Consider the following 15,664-nt stretch of genomic DNA (forward strand, 5'->3'; position numbering starts at 1 on the left):
GGAACGCCATCATCAAATAGCCAAATTCACCTTTTCATCACCTTTTTTCCTCTGTTTTTCATTATTTTTTGTTGAAAAAAAGCAAGGGTAGTTCTGCACATTTAAGTGAGTTAACAAGCAGGAAGATCTAATGACTAAAAACCTCATCATAGTGATAACATTAACCCTATTGGCCTTAATACATAGCGCACAAGCAAAGGTGAGAGGGAGCTCAACACTTGACGGGCTTTACTCCACAATACTCGACGAGCAACGTGATTTAATCGTACAGCTACCTAACAGCTATGAGCTCAACAAAAACCGCAATTACCCTGTGCTATACCTGCTCGATGGTCAAAGAAACTTCCAACATGTCGTCGGCACGTTGGATTTACTCAATCAGTCACACATGGCTGACGAAATGATCATTGTTGCGATTAAAAACACGTATCGTACACGGGATTTCACACCAACGTATGATGAAAGCTATAACCGATGGGGAATTTCTGGTGGTGCTGATAAATTTCTCGACTTTATCGAGCAAGAGCTTTTTCCTTATGTGAACAAAAAATATCGCACCAACGGCTTCGACATCATCTCTGGGCACTCACTCAGTGGTTTACTGGCAATATACTCGCTACAAACTAGGCCATCACTGTTTCAAGCACACTTTGCCTTTAGCCCAAGCTTGTGGTGGCACGAAAAGACCATCGTAAAGAGTGCGAAAACGTTTTACGCAGATAAACGGCCCTTAAACAACTATTTGTATACCAATATGGGCAATGAAGGCGGTCATATGCTAACTAGCTTTCAGCAGTACAAAGAAATACTAAAAACTAACGCTCGGGAAGGTTTTGGTTACCACGCCGATTTAATCGAGCAGGAAGGCCATAACACCACAGCCCTTGCTGGCCATAACCAAGCTTTTATTCAATTATTTAAACACTTATCGCCTCCACAAACTGATATTGACGAGGGCTTAGAGGCTGTTTTGCAATTCTACAAAGAAGCTGCCAAGCAGTATGGCTCAGCACTCAGGCCAAGCTACCAAACGTATAAAAAGCTTGCTTACGCAGCGTTGAAGGAAAAAGAATTCGTAAAAGCCATTCAAATATTTGAAACATACATCGATGCCTACCCCAACAATTCAGGCGCTTATTTTCGTCTAGCACAGGCACACGAAATGAATAATGAGCTCAACAAAGCAATTAAAATGGTGGATAAGGCCCTAACGCTAAGCCAGATAGAAAATGTCGAAAACAACGCATTTAAAACGTATAAAACTCACCTGCTGGCGCTGAGGAAAGAATCGCATTAGCAGTTGTTGTCGCCTGTATGTCAGGTAATTGTCTTTTCGGTAACGTTGTGATGACGTCCTAAAAACAACGCCTAGTTTCTAGAATGTTGATAACAATTTATCTCTATGCACGGAAAAGTAGGCGATGAACAGTTTTATAAACGAACCTCTTGGAGCAATTCATACGTTTGCTGCAGTTGTCGCACTCATTATTGGTGCGATAGTACTTGCCTCAACAAAAGGTAATGCTCGGCATCAAACACGAGGTTATACGTATATCGTTAGTATGCTTGTGATTAATATCACCGCGATACCAATCACTAATATGTCGGGCAACATTGGTTTGTTTCACCTGTTTATACTGCTCAGTTTGCCAACCACTCTACTAGCAATTTATTACCCTTTGTCGGCTCGCTTCTCTAGCAAGTTGCCTAGTAGCAATAATGGCAATTGGTTGATGCAACACTTTACATTCACTTACTGGAGCTACGTTGGTTTAGTCGCCACCTTTGTCGCTGAAGTAATGGTAAGATTGCCAAGTATTATGCTGGCCGCTGACTGACAAGCTATTAAGGAAACTGCTCTCGCCACAAACCACAGTGTTATTTGGGCATTTGCCATTATGGGCGTTGTGATGTTTATTGCAGAATTACTGTTTCGCGTATGGCGAAAAAGACTCACAGTTGCCTAGTGCTTGTCGCCAATAAAGTGAGTCTGTTCCAATAAGTTACAAACATAAAAAAGGAAGGCATTTAGCCTTCCTTTCCATATTTTTATTTTGATGTTTATTTACGCTTTATGTGTCAGAAACAGATTAGCGTTTTGCTTTTAAATCAACATCGGTATCAGCGAATAGATAAATAGTCGCGGCATATGCGGCAACATTTTGTGCTAATTCGTCTGGATTGATTTTGTCTAAGGTGTCGTCTGGCGTATGGTGCAAATCAAAGTAGTCTGTACCTTCTTGGCTCAAGCGAATTGTTGGCACGCCTTTGTTATCCAATGGAATAATATCTGGGCCGCCGCCTTTCACGTCTGAACCGCCGCGCACAATACCTAACGGCGCAATAATTTTAGCAATTTCATCCACTAGCTTGGTCGCTTCAGGGTTAACGTTAGAAACGAGCTGCCAGATATTTCGCGCGCCAAAGTCCGATTCGGTGGCTAACACGTGATTGTGAAGGTTGCTTTCGTGCTGCTTCGCATACGCACGTGCACCTAATAAACCCACTTCTTCAGCACCGAACATTACCACGCGAATGGTACGTTTTGGGCGCTTAGGTAAGTTGGCAATTAACTTGGCTGCGGCAGTGGTGATCGCCACGCCAGCACCATCGTCAACGGCACCTGTACCTAAATCCCAGCTATCTAAGTGGCCGCCAATTAAGACAATTTCCTCTGGCTTTTCACTACCGATGATATCTAGTACCACATTACCGCTGGTTACATCCCCTTTCCAGTCAGAGCCAGAATGAAGTGAAATCGCTAACGGCTTGTTTAAGTTGTGTAAACGGCGTAAGTGATCGGCATCAGGATTAGAAATCGCAATCACGGGGATATTCGCCCATTTATCGCCATTTTTACTCATCATGCCAGTATGCGGGAAACGGTGAGAATCAGAGCCAACTGAGCGAATCACTAATGCGCTAGCACCACCGCGCTCAGCGTGTTGCCAGCCAATTCGACGTTTTTGGTTTGACGGGCCGTAACCAGCACCTGTTTGGCTTTTCACCATAGGTTCGCCATCAACAAAAGCAACTTTACCTTTTAAGCTACCATCTTTAACCGCCGTTAATGCATGAATATCTCGAAAGTAAACAATTGGCGCATTGATCTCTTTTTCACTCGGCGCGGCACCGCCAAGTGCTGAGCCGTATAACTCTTGGTTGTAAGGTGATGTTAGCGCGATATGTAAATGACCACGATCCCAAAACGGCATGGTAAATTCTTCAATCGCAACTCTATCAAAACCTAACTCTTTACCTAAGTTAGCACCCCAGTCACGCGCACGCTTTTCCGCTTCTGACCCACCTAGACGCGGGCCAATTTCCGTTGTTAATGACTCAACAATACTAAAACCAAGCTCGCTTTTAAGTGCCGTTGCCATTAACTGCTGCGCGGTTTCTTTTTGCGCTGGTGTAATAGGCGACTCACTGGCGATTAGCGGCATACTCGCCACAGTTAACATAGCACCACTCATCAAGGCTTTGAGCGCCGCGTTTTTTAATAATTTCATTTTTGCTCCATGAGGTGAAACTATAATCTTTACATTATTTTTATTTGAAAGAGGCAAAGTCTATAACGTTCGCAGTGCTGACGCCAATTTTTTACCTAGCTGAATCTTATTGTTAATTAAAGGCCTATGTTAGATGACCGTTTTGGGTGTAAAAGTAATCGGGTGAATAGCCTGCTCAGAGCAAATAAGACGATTTCGTCACTTCTACATAATATCCAGCACATGCGCTTTTAAGTTTCAACAATGTGCCTTCGCTTTTCGGCAGTAGAACTTGTTTTTACCCATTTAAATAAAAACATAATGATTACTTTGGTAACTCCACTCGTAATCGCCAGTAAAAGTAGCGGCCAACCTTGCTTTAACCCCATACTTAACGCGAAGGCGATGGTTGAAACATCCATCATTAAGATAAATTGGCTCATCTTTAAATCAACAGCCCCTGTGCTACCTGAACTGATAATTAACTTGATTTGGTGGAAGTACCCTTGAGCTATCAGAATTGATACAACAACAATAATGGTCGTCGAAATATACTTGCCCTGATCAGTTATTGTTTCCCCTGTAAATAGCCCTGTGATAGCCAATAAGAGTGTTATGCAAGCCATGCTAAAGCTACTTTTAGCATGGCTAGATCGTCGGTCTTGCCAAATTTCAAATAAAATTAACGCGACTAGCAGTGATGCAATTAACCGGGGCCAAACAATGTAGTGATTAAACGGCGCTATTGAATACCCGTATATAAAGAATGACAAGTAAGCTAAATAACTTACCGTGAATTGATTTAACGATAACAGTGATGTCGGTCGCTCATACGAATTACTCGACTCTTTTCGTTTCCATATCGTTCTAAGTTGAGAATGCACACCATACAAACTAACGATAATAAAGAGTGTATTAATAACTCCAAAAATATTGTAAAAGTCCAAATCGACATCTCCCTCATCCATCTTTGTCGACATTAAAGCTAATTAAAACATAAATAAGCGTTTTAAAACTATTTTTAACAATTATTGTCGACAATCCGCATATTAAAGACAGAGAGATAACCGGATGGTTGTTAGATAATGAATATGGTATTGATTATTTGCAGCAAGCAGCCATTACCTTGAAAAGCCTATTCAAGCATTAGCTAAGGACTTTATAGGTGTTTATTTGCCCGTTATTATTGGTCGCTATGTACTTTTAACTTTATGTTTCAAAAGGAAGTTTAATGAGCAAAGTTGCTTTAGTGACAGGAGGTAGCCGAGGAATTGGTGCCGCAACTTCTATTTATTTAGGAAAACAAGGCTACTCCGTTTGTGTGAATTACCGTTCAAATGAGTCAGAAGCCAATAAGGTAGTCGCTGAAATACAACAAAATGGGGGGTCCGCGATAGCACTACAAGCTGATGTATCGCAGGAGAAGGAGGTAAATATTCTTTTTCAGAGGATAGACGAGACATTGGGACAAGTTACGCATTTAGTAAACAACGCAGGAATTTTACTGCCACAAATGTCAGTTTCCGAGATGACAGCGGATAGAATAAATAAAGTGCTGACAACCAATGTCACTAGCTACTTTTTATGTAGCAGAGAAGCAATAAAAAGAATGGTAAACGGTGGTTCAATTGTTAATGTTTCGTCTGCAGCCGCCAGACTTGGTTCTCCTCAAGAGTATGTGGACTATGCAGCGTCAAAAGGGGCTATTGATACGCTAACAAAAGGCTTATCGCTTGAATTGGCTGATAAAAACATTCGGGTGAACTGTGTCCGCCCCGGATTTATTTATACAGAAATGCACGCTGACGGTGGCGAAGCCAATAGAGTCGAGCGAGTTAAACAACAAATTCCATTGCAACGTGGGGGCAGTCCAGAAGAAGTTGCTGCGGCTATAGCGTTTCTTTTATCAAACCAGGCTTCTTTTGTAACAGGCTCTTTTGTTGATATCGCTGGTGGTAAATAGTTAGCTTGCGCTAATCAATATCAGCCAGCGGCCAAGTGACGATATAGTCTTCGTAAAACGATAAGTCGACTTCATTGTCTTTGACGATTTTTCCACGTACAGACATGCCTGCTTTATGCATGGCTGCTTTTTTGCCTTTGTGCAGTAGCGGGTGCCAGCTTGGCATGCCGCGACCTTCACGCAAGCGACGATAAGTACAGCTTGGCGGCATAAAGAAGACATCGTCTAAGTTGTCTTGGGTGAGGCGTACACAATCTGGTACCAATTGGGTGCGTTTTGCGTATTGGGTACAGCCACAGGTTTTATCGTTGAGTAGGTGGCAAGCAATATTGGAATACAACATTTGCTCGTCTTCATTGATATAGTCGGTGGGTTTTAGCTCGTCTTCTTCTTTCGTTTCATCGTCTTCGATAAATTTGTGCAGACAACATTTGGCACAGCCGTCACACAATGACTCCCACTCTTGTCGAGTCATTTCTTCCAGCGACTTTACTTCCCAAAATGGTTTAATGTCGGGCGTATTTTTTGCTGCTGGTTTCTTTGGTTTAGCTGATTTTGCTTGCTTCGCCATAATTGCTGTGTCTGCCTCTTGGGTATAGAAAATTAACGATTCGAGAAAGTTAACATATTAAGGAAAATTGGAGCGGCGCATTATACACACTCTACGGCGATGTTTCTTTCCTTGTTTCATCGTATTTAACCAAGCACAGTTTAACCAAGTTTAAACTAAGCTGTTTAAGCTAAGCCGATTGCGATAATCGGCTTGAGCTTGTTTAAGTTAGGCAACTTGTGTTGAAAATTGCTGGTTCAGTAAGGTTAAGTCTAGCTGATCGCCGCTAACCAATGGCGCAACGCCTTTGGGTGTGCCTGTCATCACAATATCACCCGGCAATAAGGTAAATTCGCGGCTGATAATGACCAATAAATCGCGAATACTGCGCATCATTAGCTCAGTATTGCCTTGCTGCCTAAGCTCATTATTCACGCTTAAATCAAAAGTAATATTCGTTAAGTCGTGACCTTGCGCTTTAACCTCTTCAAACTTGATAAACGGTGACATTGGCGCTGATAAATCAAACGACTTTGAACGCTCCCATGGCCGACCTAATCGCTTTAATTCTTTTTGCACATCACGCAAGGTTAAGTCTAAACCAATGCCACAGCCCCAAATCGCCGCATCAATTTCTTCGACTAAAGCATTAGATAGGGTTTGTTTGATCAGAATCGTTACTTCCACTTCGTTATGGCATTCTCCGCGATCATCAGGAATAGCCAAAGGCTCAGCCAATGCACAAAGCGCCGTATTGGGTTTTAAAAACAGCACCGCCTCTTCGTTGGCAATGCTGTTCATTTCCTGAATATGGTCAAGATAGTTCTGCCCAACACAAACGACCTTGCCAACAGGCAAATCAATCGCTGCGCCGCTAATATCCTTATGTTGATAATTATTTATCATTTACTACTCCTGTTACTACTTAATATACTATTTCTGGCCTTATCACTTGACTGGTATTGAAAGTAAGCGTTCAGCTTTAACTAACTACTTAATTGGTGGAAACTTAATATGGTCCGATAAGTGCCCTACCGAGCTAACAAAGTAGTACGACAAGTTCCAGTGCATTAAGCTTTTGTAGTTATCGTATGCTAGGTAAGCACGACCTTTTTCATCGTCAGGGAAAACCAGTGCAGCTTTAATATCGACTTTTGGCAGTGCTGTGCCATCGGTGCGACGAATGCCGAGTTCTTGCCATTCCTGCAAAGTTTTTTCAGTATTTGCCCATGCTTTTAACCAGTTTTTACGACTGCCTGTATTTTTAGGGATCGCCAGTGAAATATCGAAGTTTTCAGGTAATTTGACTTGTCGGCCCCATGTTAAGTCATCATTCCAGCCCTCAGATTTTAGGTAGTTCGCCATAGAGGCAAATACATCGGCCTGATTACCCCAGATATCCTTTTTACCATCGCCATCACCATCAACCGCATAGCTGATAAACGAGGTTGGCATAAATTGGTTTTGCCCCATAGCGCCAGCCCAAGAGCCTTTCATATTTTCAACTTTGATATGACCTTCATCCAAAATGGTCAGGGCTGCCCAAAGTTGCTTTTTAAAGAAGGCTTCGCGGCGGCCTTCATAAGCAAGGGTTGATAGCGCAGAAACGACGTTGTAGTTACCCATAATTTTGCCAAAGTTAGTTTCAAGACCCCATAAGGCGACGATAAAGCGTGGCTGAACGCCGTATTCTTCACCTACTTTGGTCAATAGCTCTTTGTGCTCTTTATAAAGCTTACGGGCGCGATCAATTTTCCACTTTGGTAAGCGTTTCGGTAAGTAGGTATCAAGGGTTTCAACGCGCTCAGGCTGATTGCGATCCGCTTTTACCGCGCGCTTATAAAAGGTGATATTGGCAAAGGTTTGGTCAACAAAGGTTTGGCTAAAGCCTTTTGCTAACGCTTCTGCTTTTAACTGCTCAACGTAAGTTTCATAGCTTGGTTTGGCTTGTTCTTGACTGGCGACATTATCAGCGTTTGCCATCGCTAGTTGAGGTAAACTTACCGAGCCCGCTAACATAGCAATTACTGAGGCAGTTTTAAGAATACGACTGTTGATAATTTGATGATAAAAACGATTCATAACACGTCCTTTTTATTCTTCTAATATTGGGTGGCACTAACCTACTTGCACATTAATGCCAGCATGGCAGTATGAAAATTTGCCGTGTGCCCGATTATTCTTCAGAGGCAATAACTTTGCCCTGCTTTTTTAGCATTTCTTTATGCTGATCGAGCAAATTTTCTTGCGGTGGTGGTAGTTGAAGATAAAAACCCTGTTCGCCAAGGCTTTCTTTCACTTTATCAATATCTGCCAGCGCCAGCTTTTCCTGCTTGGTTAAGTTCACCATGGTAACTAACACAGGTGTGCCAAAGGTTTTCATCAAGGCTTCTGGCACGTCAGAAAAGTCGTCGCGTTTGTTAATAAACAGGTAGGTTTGGTCTTTTTTTGGACTACGGTAAACCGCACATAATCCAGTCGGCGCAATTGGCATTTTTTTCAGCCTATATCATGGAAAAACAATAGAGGCCGCAATATAACATGTCGCGCCGTTTGAGTTTAACTTTATTCCTTATCAATATGTCTCAAGTATGGTGATATGAAGTTGATGCGGCTATTTAAAGCCGCGATCAGCAAAATCAATCAGCGCATCGCCTGCAATAGGCTTTCGCCATGAGTTGATCAAATCAACTGCGGCTGGCGATTGGTCAGCGCCGTTCAATTTAAAGTAAAACGATAGAAACTGGTTAATCTGTTTCTTCGAGGCCAAACATTCAATCGCCAACTCTTGCTTATCGGCCACTTGCTGTAGGAAGTGTTTTACCTGTTTAAAGGTTTGTTTGTAACCTGGGTATTCGTCTAAACGGCGCAGTTTTGCCGGGTATGCGTCTTCTGGCGTTTGTGCTGCCTGCTTGAGCACGTTGATCATCGCCTTACCTTGATAACGCACATCTAGCGCTTCTACCCCTTCAATATTTGCCATCGCACGCACACTAATTGGCGAGCGCTGCGCCACTAACTGCAGAGTATGATCTTTGGCGATAAAACTAAGTGGCTGATCTTTCGTCACCGCTTTTTGATAACGCCAACTGGCTAAAAACTTGAGGTTATTAAGCTGCTTGGGTGATAACTTCCACGCCAGTTTAACGTTTTGATAAAGTGTGTCTGGATCAATTGCCTGATACTTTTTCGCAATCATATTGGCTGATTCTTGCTGGCTAGCCGCTAACCAGCCTTTCGCTTCAATATCAGCCAATAGTTTAGGAAATAGCGTGTACAAATGCTCAACATCGGCGGCCGCGTATTTCAGCTGATTGTCAGTCAATGGTCGCTTCGTCCAATCGGTGCGAGATTCCGACTTATCCAGCTCAATATCTAAATAATGCTTAACCATAGCCGCATAACCCAGCGATAAACCATGGCCTAAGAAAGTCATCATCACTTGGCTATCAATGAGGTTTTGTGGCGGCTTAGCACCTGCGGTCAGAAAAACCTCTAAGTCTTCAGAGCACGCATGCAGCACTTTGGTGATGGCAGGATTTTCCAGCAATTGCCAAAAAGGTGATAAATCGTCTAATGCCAGTGGGTCAATCAGCGCGACTTGCTCGCCATCACACACTTGCAATAAACCAAGCTTAGGCACTAACGTGCGAGTACGAACGAACTCGGTATCCACGGTTAGCAGCTTAGCGGCTGACAATGACTCACATAGGGCAGTAAATTCGGCTTGGGTTTGGATAAAACGTTTTTGCACGCAAGCACACCTTTTTAAATTCTAAATTTCTATTTTTGGATTAACTAAACGCTTTGCTGCTGACACTTGATTACTTAATTTTGCTAAGAGCAGATAAGTAGAGAAACAGTCCGGCGCTTTTAAGGGAATGAAGAATAGCAAGTTACGCCAGAAACTAAAACAGCCCATCTGCACGCAGAAGGGCTGTTTTATTAATTTGGCTATTTTTTGCAACAAGCGCTAGCCACATGGTCTTACAAGTAAAAGCTACTTGCGGTTGCGGCGCACCGATTGTTTATGACGCTGCTGATGCTTCTTAACGCTGCGACGAATACGACGATTCTTGGCGTTGTCGATCATCTTCTCGTTCACTTTCACTTTCGATTCGGTTTCTGGCGCAAGCTGTACCGCTTTGCGGTAGTAGTTAACGTCTTTTAAGCCAAGCTCAGTCCAGCCGCCCACTGGCAGTTGACGTTGCAATTCGATATCACCGTAGCGCACGCGAATTAAGCGGCTAACCTGCACGTCTTGGCTTTCCCATAAACGACGAACTTCGCGGTTGCGACCTTCTGAAAGCACGACATGGAACCAGTGGTTACGGCCTTCACCACCGCGATACATAATCTTTTGGAACTTGGCAGGGCCATCTTCCAGTTTTACCCCGTGGCGTAAACGCTGCAACATCGCCTCATCAACTTCACCGAACACACGCACGGCGTATTCACGCTCAATTTTATGTGATGGATGCATTAAGCGGTTAGCAAGTTCACCATCGGTAGTGAATAACAGCATACCTGAGGTGTTAATATCTAAACGGCCGACGGCAATCCAGCGACCACTTTCTAATGGTGGTAGACGATCAAAAACCGTTGGACGCCCTTCTGGATCTTTGCGCGTACACATTTCACCTTCCGGCTTGTTGTACATTAACACGCGACAAATTTGCTCTTGCTCAGGTTTGATGTTGACCTGATGACCGTCAACTCGTATCTGCTCTGTTCCTTCGACACGATCGCCAAGGAATGCTGTTTTACCGTTCACACTAACGCGTCCTGCGCTGATCACCGCTTCCATTTCTCGGCGGGATCCTTTACCTGCTCGCGCAAGCACTTTCTGTAATTTTTCAGACATAGGTCTTTATCTCGATACGTCAGTAGTTATGCACTTCTGACTCATTAACAACATATTTGTTTTGTGCTGCTTTTGGTTACTGCTTGTGAGCTGGATTGCTACTATTCTTGCTAGCTCTCTTGCTCCAGTAGCGACGCTTCAACAGCATGGCTAGCATGATCGGCTTGGCTAATTGGCATTAACTCAGGTAGCTGAGTTAGGGAGTTCAAGCCAAAATACGCTAAAAACTCAGGTGTTGTGACATAAAGTGCTGGTCGACCTGGCACCTCTTTATAACCGTCAGTTTTTACCCAAGCGCGTTCAGTAAGTGTTTTTATTATATAACTACTTACCGCAACTCCGCGAATTTCTTCAATTTCTGCGCGCGTGATGGGTTGCTTGTAGGCAATTACTGCTAGGGTCTCCATCATCGCCGGCGAGATTTTACTGGTTTTCTCTTTCTGGATCGACTGAATTAATGGTTTTACTTGAGTATTTGTTTGAAAACGATAACCACCAGCCACCATTGCCAGTTGAATACCGCGATGTTGATAGGTAGTGACTAGCTCAGCCAGCTCGTCTTTGATCGCCTTTAAGGTAAAACCTCGCCCTGTTTGCTCTTGAATATGGCTGCGCAACTGCTTTGGTGTTAACGGTTTTTCTGCCGCAAAAATCAAGGCTTCGAGCATGGCGCTGAGCTTAGCTGTATTGTTGTTTGTTGTATTATTGCTGGCTGGAGCGTCGATATCAGTTGTCATTGGTTGTTAAAAGTTAAGCTGTATTTAGTTGCACATAAAGCTGCTCGGCTACTAAATCGCAGCTAATTTTTTGTAATTTTAATAATTCCAGCAGTGCCAGAAACGTTACCACTGCACCTTGTCGCCCTTCTTCAATGATCAGCAATTGTACCAAGGTTTGCGGCTCTGCGGTTGAAGCTAATACCGATAAAATGTGCGCCATTTTAACGTGAGTTGCAATCGCTTCTCGTTGCACATGGTGATGCTCAAAATTGGCTTGGCTTTTTAACACTCGCTGAAAGGCGCTAACCAAGTCGGCGAGTGATACTTCATCAAACTTGGTTGGCTGTTCGTGCAGCTCGCCATAACCTTTAATAAAGAAATCACGCTCTTCTCGCGGTAAATGCGAAAGCTCATAAGCGGCAGTTTTGATTTGCTGATATTCCTGCAAGCGTTTGACGAGTTCTGCACGTGGATCGTCTTCGTCTTCTTCCACTTCAATGGTGGGCAGCAGCAACTTGGATTTGATATGAGCGAGGGTTGCCGCCATCACTAAGTATTCGGCTGACAAGTCCATTTGTTGCTGTTCCATCTGCTCAATATAACTAAAATACTGAGCGGTGATTGGCGCTATCGGCAAGTCAGCGATATCAAACTTTTGTTTTTTGATCAGGTACAGCAATAAATCGAGCGGCCCTTCAAATTCATCTAAACGAATTTCTAGCGCCGCATCAGGAATATAAAGATCTGAGGGTTTATCAACGAATGCTTCCCCCCTGATCATCGCAAGGGGTAATTCTTGCTGTTCCATATGGCCTATTGCTTGTCTTACTTATTTTACTTGGCAGCTAGCTTATGAACTAAATGGCTCAGCATCGCCTTCGCCAACACGTAAGACTTCCACTTCACCTTCGGAAAAATCAATTACTGTGGTTGGGTGCTCGCCTAAGTAACCGCCGTTTAGAATTAAATCGACACGTTTTTCAAGAATATCGCGAATATGCTCTGGGTCGTATTCCGCCATCGCCTCACCTGGCATAATCAAGGTGGTCGACATTAACGGCTCACCCAATTCTTCCAAAAGGGCTTGTGCGATTGCGTTGTCTGGGATGCGGATACCGATGGTTTTCTTTTTCGGATTCATTAAACGGCGTGGCACTTCTTTGGTCGCTTTAAAAATAAAGGTATAAGCGCCCGGCGTATTGTTTTTCATTAATCGAAATGCCGTGTTATCCACTTTCGCGTATTCCGAAAGCTCAGATAAATCGCGACAAACCAAGGCAAAATCGTGATCCATATCGATATGGCGAATTTGGCAGATACGCTCCAATGCTTTCTTATCACCTAAGTGACAACCAAGCGCATAGCCTGAATCGGTTGGGTAAACCACGACAGCGCCCTCTTTGATCATGGCTGCCGCTTGTTTCATTAAACGCCCTTGCGGGTTTTCTGGGTGAACGTAAAAAAACTGACTCATAACAGGTACCTTAGTGTCACTCGCTGCGGTTACCAGTGAGTTATTGTTTAGAAAAAGTGTATTAAAAATTTATTGCTTGAATATGTTGCTATTGGATTTATATAAATATAAACATTAGCAGTGAGCATTCAGCTAGCCCAATACTTAGCTAATCTCTGTACTTAACCAATATCAACCATTAATGGCCAAATAACTGCCAAATGGGTTTGACTTGCTCTGGCATGATTAAATTGCGCCCCAAGTCGCTCCATTTGCTCGGGTAATGAAAATCTGAGCCAAGCGATGCATATAAATCATATTCTAGACAAAAGGTTAGCATAAGTCGCCTTTGGTCTGGATTCATTTGTGGCAGCACTATTTCCATACCGTCACCGCCTGCCGCTTTAAAGTCTAAAATCAGGCGACGTAACCATTTCGAGGTCATATCGTAGCGCATAGGATGCGCCAATACTGCCACGCCGCCTGCTTGATGAATTACTTCGACGGCTTTGGCAATATCGCACCACAAAGGTTTTACAAAAGCCCGTTTTCCTTTGCCGATATATTTATCAAACGCCGATTGCATCGTGCTTACCTGCCCTTCGTCATGCAGTACTCGGGCAAAATGCGCACGGGTAATCGTCCCTTCACCCACTAACGCCTTAGCTTTTTCCAGCATGTCGGGAAAGCCACATTTAGCAAGCTTCTCCCCCATTTGTATGGCTCGAGATTCACGGGCGTGTTGCTGCTCGCTAATCAAGGCTTGCAGCGCTTCGCTTTCTGGGTCTATATTCAGGCCAACAATATGAATTTCAAAATTCTGCCACATGGTGGAGATTTCAATGCCTGATACCAAGCTTAATGGCAGCGCTTGCTCACTAATATGCTGCTTGGCGCTCTCAAGCCCTGACACCGTATCGTGATCGGTAATGGCCAAAACATCCAGTTGAAAATTTACCGCTCGCTCCACTAACTCCTGCGGTGATAACTTGCCATCGGAAAAGTTGGTGTGGGAATGTAAATCAAAGCGCATAGGCTTGCTTGCTTTTTCAGCAGGTGCGGCAGGTGTAGAACTTTCGGGTGCAATTATTGACATAAAATAAAATCAGGTGTTGACATAAAAACAGAATTGATGTCTTCTATTAGGGCTTTTATTCTACGAGAATAAAGTGATTTTTCATAACTAAGATTTTCACAACGAAACTTAAACTAAAAAGTTTAAAAGAAATAAAGCAGCAAGCGATGACAAAAGCACAACAATCATTAAAAGCAATTTGGTGGTGGCATAATCCAACGTAGGTGGGTTGTGAGCTTTTGTGCATGATGTGAAAACTGTGTAACAAGAAAAGATTCCGAAAACCCGCCTACTGGCGGGTTTTCTCGTTTTAAGCTTCTATTTTTTAAGCAAGAAAAAATTTTAAACCTAAATTATTCGAAAGAAAGAAACTAAGACGCAAACAGCGTCCAAAGGACAACAACGATGTTAACAACCAAAGTAAAAAGTTGGTTTATTTGGTGGCTTCAGCCCATTTATGCCGGATGACAACTCAAAGTGAAATCACACATAGGATCAAATAAACCATGATTATTGTACTAAAGCCGCAAGCAACCCAAGCGGACGCCAACGAAATTCTCGATAAAATAGCCTCACTTGGGCTAAAACCTTTATATATGCCGGGTATTGAGCGCACTGTATTAGGCGCACTTGGCGATGAACGCATTCTTAACCAACTTCATTTAGACGCCTACCCTATGGTGGATGAAGTCAAACCTGTCCTTAGCCCATACAAGCTGGTTAGCCGTGAACTGCAAGCTCATGACTCAATTGTTTCCATCGACGGCGTAAAAATTGGTGGTGGCAATTTTACCGTGATTGCAGGGCCTTGCTCGGTGGAATCAGAGCAACAATTATTTAGCGTGGCAGAGATGATCAAAGGCCACGGCGTTCCCCTACTTCGCGGCGGCGCGTTTAAACCGCGCACCAGCCCGTACAGCTTCCAAGGGCTGGGCGAAGAGGGCTTAAAGCTGTTGAAAGCGGCCAAACAAGCTTATGGCCTGCCAACCGTTTCAGAAATTATCGACCCAAGTGATGCCAAGTTGATGGCAGATTACATTGATTGCTTCCAAATCGGCGCACGTCATATGCAAAACTTCCGTTTACTCGAAGCCGTTGGTGCTGAGCAAAAACCGGTACTATTGAAGCGTGGCATGAGCGCGACCGTTGAAGAATTGCTATTGGCTGCTGAGTACATTATTAACGCGGGTAATCCGAATGTGATTTTATGCGAGCGCGGTATTCGCACCTTTGAAACAGCCACTCGTAATACCCTTGATTTAAATGCCGTTGCCTTGTTGAAAGAAAAAACCCATTTGCCAGTTCTAGTAGACCCATCACATGGCACTGGCGTAAAATCCCTGATTAATCCTTTATCGCGTGCTGCGGCAGCAGTTGGCGCTGACGGCATTATCGTTGAAGCCCATTTAAATCCGAAAGCAGCGCTTTCTGACGGACCTCAAGCATTAACCGCCGATGATTTTGCCAAGCTAATGGCCGATATTAAGCCCTTTGTGCAAGCCGCAGGCAAAAGCTTGTCAGCTTAGAATACAAATTACTGATTGAGAGA

16 protein-coding genes are annotated in these 15,664 nt (G+C 43.5%); 4 read left to right on the forward strand and 12 right to left on the reverse strand.

Going from position 1 to position 15,664, the window contains the following annotated elements; genetic code table 11:
- The first annotated feature begins 130 nt into the window (after positions 1–130).
- The gene (locus tag DXX93_RS13375) at positions 131–1,297 is read left to right on the forward strand and encodes an alpha/beta hydrolase-fold protein (protein WP_116008533.1); all 1,167 of its coding nucleotides are present in this window, start codon (positions 131–133) and stop codon (positions 1,295–1,297) included.
- A 124-nt stretch (positions 1,298–1,421) separates the two neighbouring features.
- Complete coding sequence (locus DXX93_RS13380; protein WP_116008534.1) at positions 1,422–1,838, forward strand: DUF2306 domain-containing protein; 417 nt, start codon at positions 1,422–1,424, stop codon at positions 1,836–1,838.
- Between the two features lie 252 nt (positions 1,839–2,090).
- On the opposite strand, the gene DXX93_RS13385 is transcribed toward DXX93_RS13380, so the two are convergent.
- Complete coding sequence (locus tag DXX93_RS13385; RefSeq protein WP_374188946.1) at positions 2,091–3,464, reverse strand: M20/M25/M40 family metallo-hydrolase; 1,374 nt, start codon at positions 3,462–3,464, stop codon at positions 2,091–2,093.
- A 278-nt stretch (positions 3,465–3,742) separates the two neighbouring features.
- Positions 3,743–4,459: a hypothetical protein gene (locus DXX93_RS13390; protein ID WP_116008535.1), complete on the reverse strand. Its 717-nt coding sequence runs from the start codon at positions 4,457–4,459 to the stop codon at positions 3,743–3,745.
- A gap of 263 nt (positions 4,460–4,722) precedes the next feature.
- Here DXX93_RS13390 and DXX93_RS13395 point away from each other — a divergent pair, with 263 nt between their 5' ends.
- Entirely contained in the window at positions 4,723–5,454 is a 732-nt protein-coding gene (locus DXX93_RS13395) for an SDR family oxidoreductase (RefSeq protein ID WP_116008536.1), read from the forward strand.
- Between the two features lie 10 nt (positions 5,455–5,464).
- Here the strand turns inward: DXX93_RS13395 and DXX93_RS13400 are convergent, their stop codons facing one another.
- The 10 genes from DXX93_RS13400 to rnm form a co-directional block, all read right to left on the reverse strand.
- Positions 5,465–6,025 carry a YcgN family cysteine cluster protein gene (locus DXX93_RS13400; RefSeq protein ID WP_116008537.1) on the reverse strand — a complete coding sequence of 187 codons (561 nt, stop codon included), beginning with the start codon at positions 6,023–6,025 and terminating at the stop codon, positions 5,465–5,467.
- Between the two features lie 207 nt (positions 6,026–6,232).
- Positions 6,233–6,910 (reverse strand): fumarylacetoacetate hydrolase family protein, encoded by a 678-nt coding sequence (locus tag DXX93_RS13405; protein ID WP_116008538.1) that lies wholly within the window; start codon positions 6,908–6,910, stop codon positions 6,233–6,235.
- 84 nt (positions 6,911–6,994) lie between these two features.
- Positions 6,995–7,987 carry a lytic murein transglycosylase gene (locus DXX93_RS13410; protein WP_116009962.1) on the reverse strand — a complete coding sequence of 331 codons (993 nt, stop codon included), beginning with the start codon at positions 7,985–7,987 and terminating at the stop codon, positions 6,995–6,997.
- 193 nt (positions 7,988–8,180) lie between these two features.
- Positions 8,181–8,498: a YcgL domain-containing protein gene (locus DXX93_RS13415; protein WP_116008539.1), complete on the reverse strand. Its 318-nt coding sequence runs from the start codon at positions 8,496–8,498 to the stop codon at positions 8,181–8,183.
- 120 nt (positions 8,499–8,618) lie between these two features.
- Entirely contained in the window at positions 8,619–9,758 is a 1,140-nt protein-coding gene (gene rnd / locus DXX93_RS13420; RefSeq protein ID WP_116008540.1) for a ribonuclease D, read from the reverse strand.
- Positions 9,759–10,004: 246 nt separating this feature from the next.
- Entirely contained in the window at positions 10,005–10,868 is an 864-nt protein-coding gene (gene rluB, locus DXX93_RS13425; protein WP_116000731.1) for a 23S rRNA pseudouridine(2605) synthase RluB, read from the reverse strand.
- A 110-nt stretch (positions 10,869–10,978) separates the two neighbouring features.
- The gene (gene scpB / locus DXX93_RS13430) at positions 10,979–11,605 is read right to left on the reverse strand and encodes an SMC-Scp complex subunit ScpB (RefSeq protein WP_116008541.1); all 627 of its coding nucleotides are present in this window, start codon (positions 11,603–11,605) and stop codon (positions 10,979–10,981) included.
- Positions 11,606–11,618: 13 nt separating this feature from the next.
- Positions 11,619–12,395, reverse strand: coding sequence for a segregation and condensation protein A (locus tag DXX93_RS13435; RefSeq protein ID WP_116008542.1), 777 nt, complete (start codon positions 12,393–12,395; stop codon positions 11,619–11,621).
- Positions 12,396–12,437: 42 nt separating this feature from the next.
- Entirely contained in the window at positions 12,438–13,061 is a 624-nt protein-coding gene (locus DXX93_RS13440; RefSeq protein WP_116008543.1) for an L-threonylcarbamoyladenylate synthase, read from the reverse strand.
- Positions 13,062–13,239: 178 nt separating this feature from the next.
- Positions 13,240–14,073, reverse strand: coding sequence for an RNase RNM (gene rnm / locus DXX93_RS13445; RefSeq protein WP_116009963.1), 834 nt, complete (start codon positions 14,071–14,073; stop codon positions 13,240–13,242).
- Between the two features lie 548 nt (positions 14,074–14,621).
- Here rnm and aroF point away from each other — a divergent pair.
- On the forward strand, positions 14,622–15,641 hold the full coding sequence (gene aroF / locus DXX93_RS13450; protein WP_116008544.1) for a 3-deoxy-7-phosphoheptulonate synthase: 1,020 nt from the start codon (positions 14,622–14,624) through the stop codon (positions 15,639–15,641).
- Positions 15,642–15,664: the final 23 nt, after the last annotated feature.

The organism is Thalassotalea euphylliae (assembly GCF_003390335.1).
Classification (GTDB): Bacteria; Pseudomonadota; Gammaproteobacteria; order Enterobacterales; family Alteromonadaceae; genus Thalassotalea_F; species Thalassotalea_F euphylliae_B.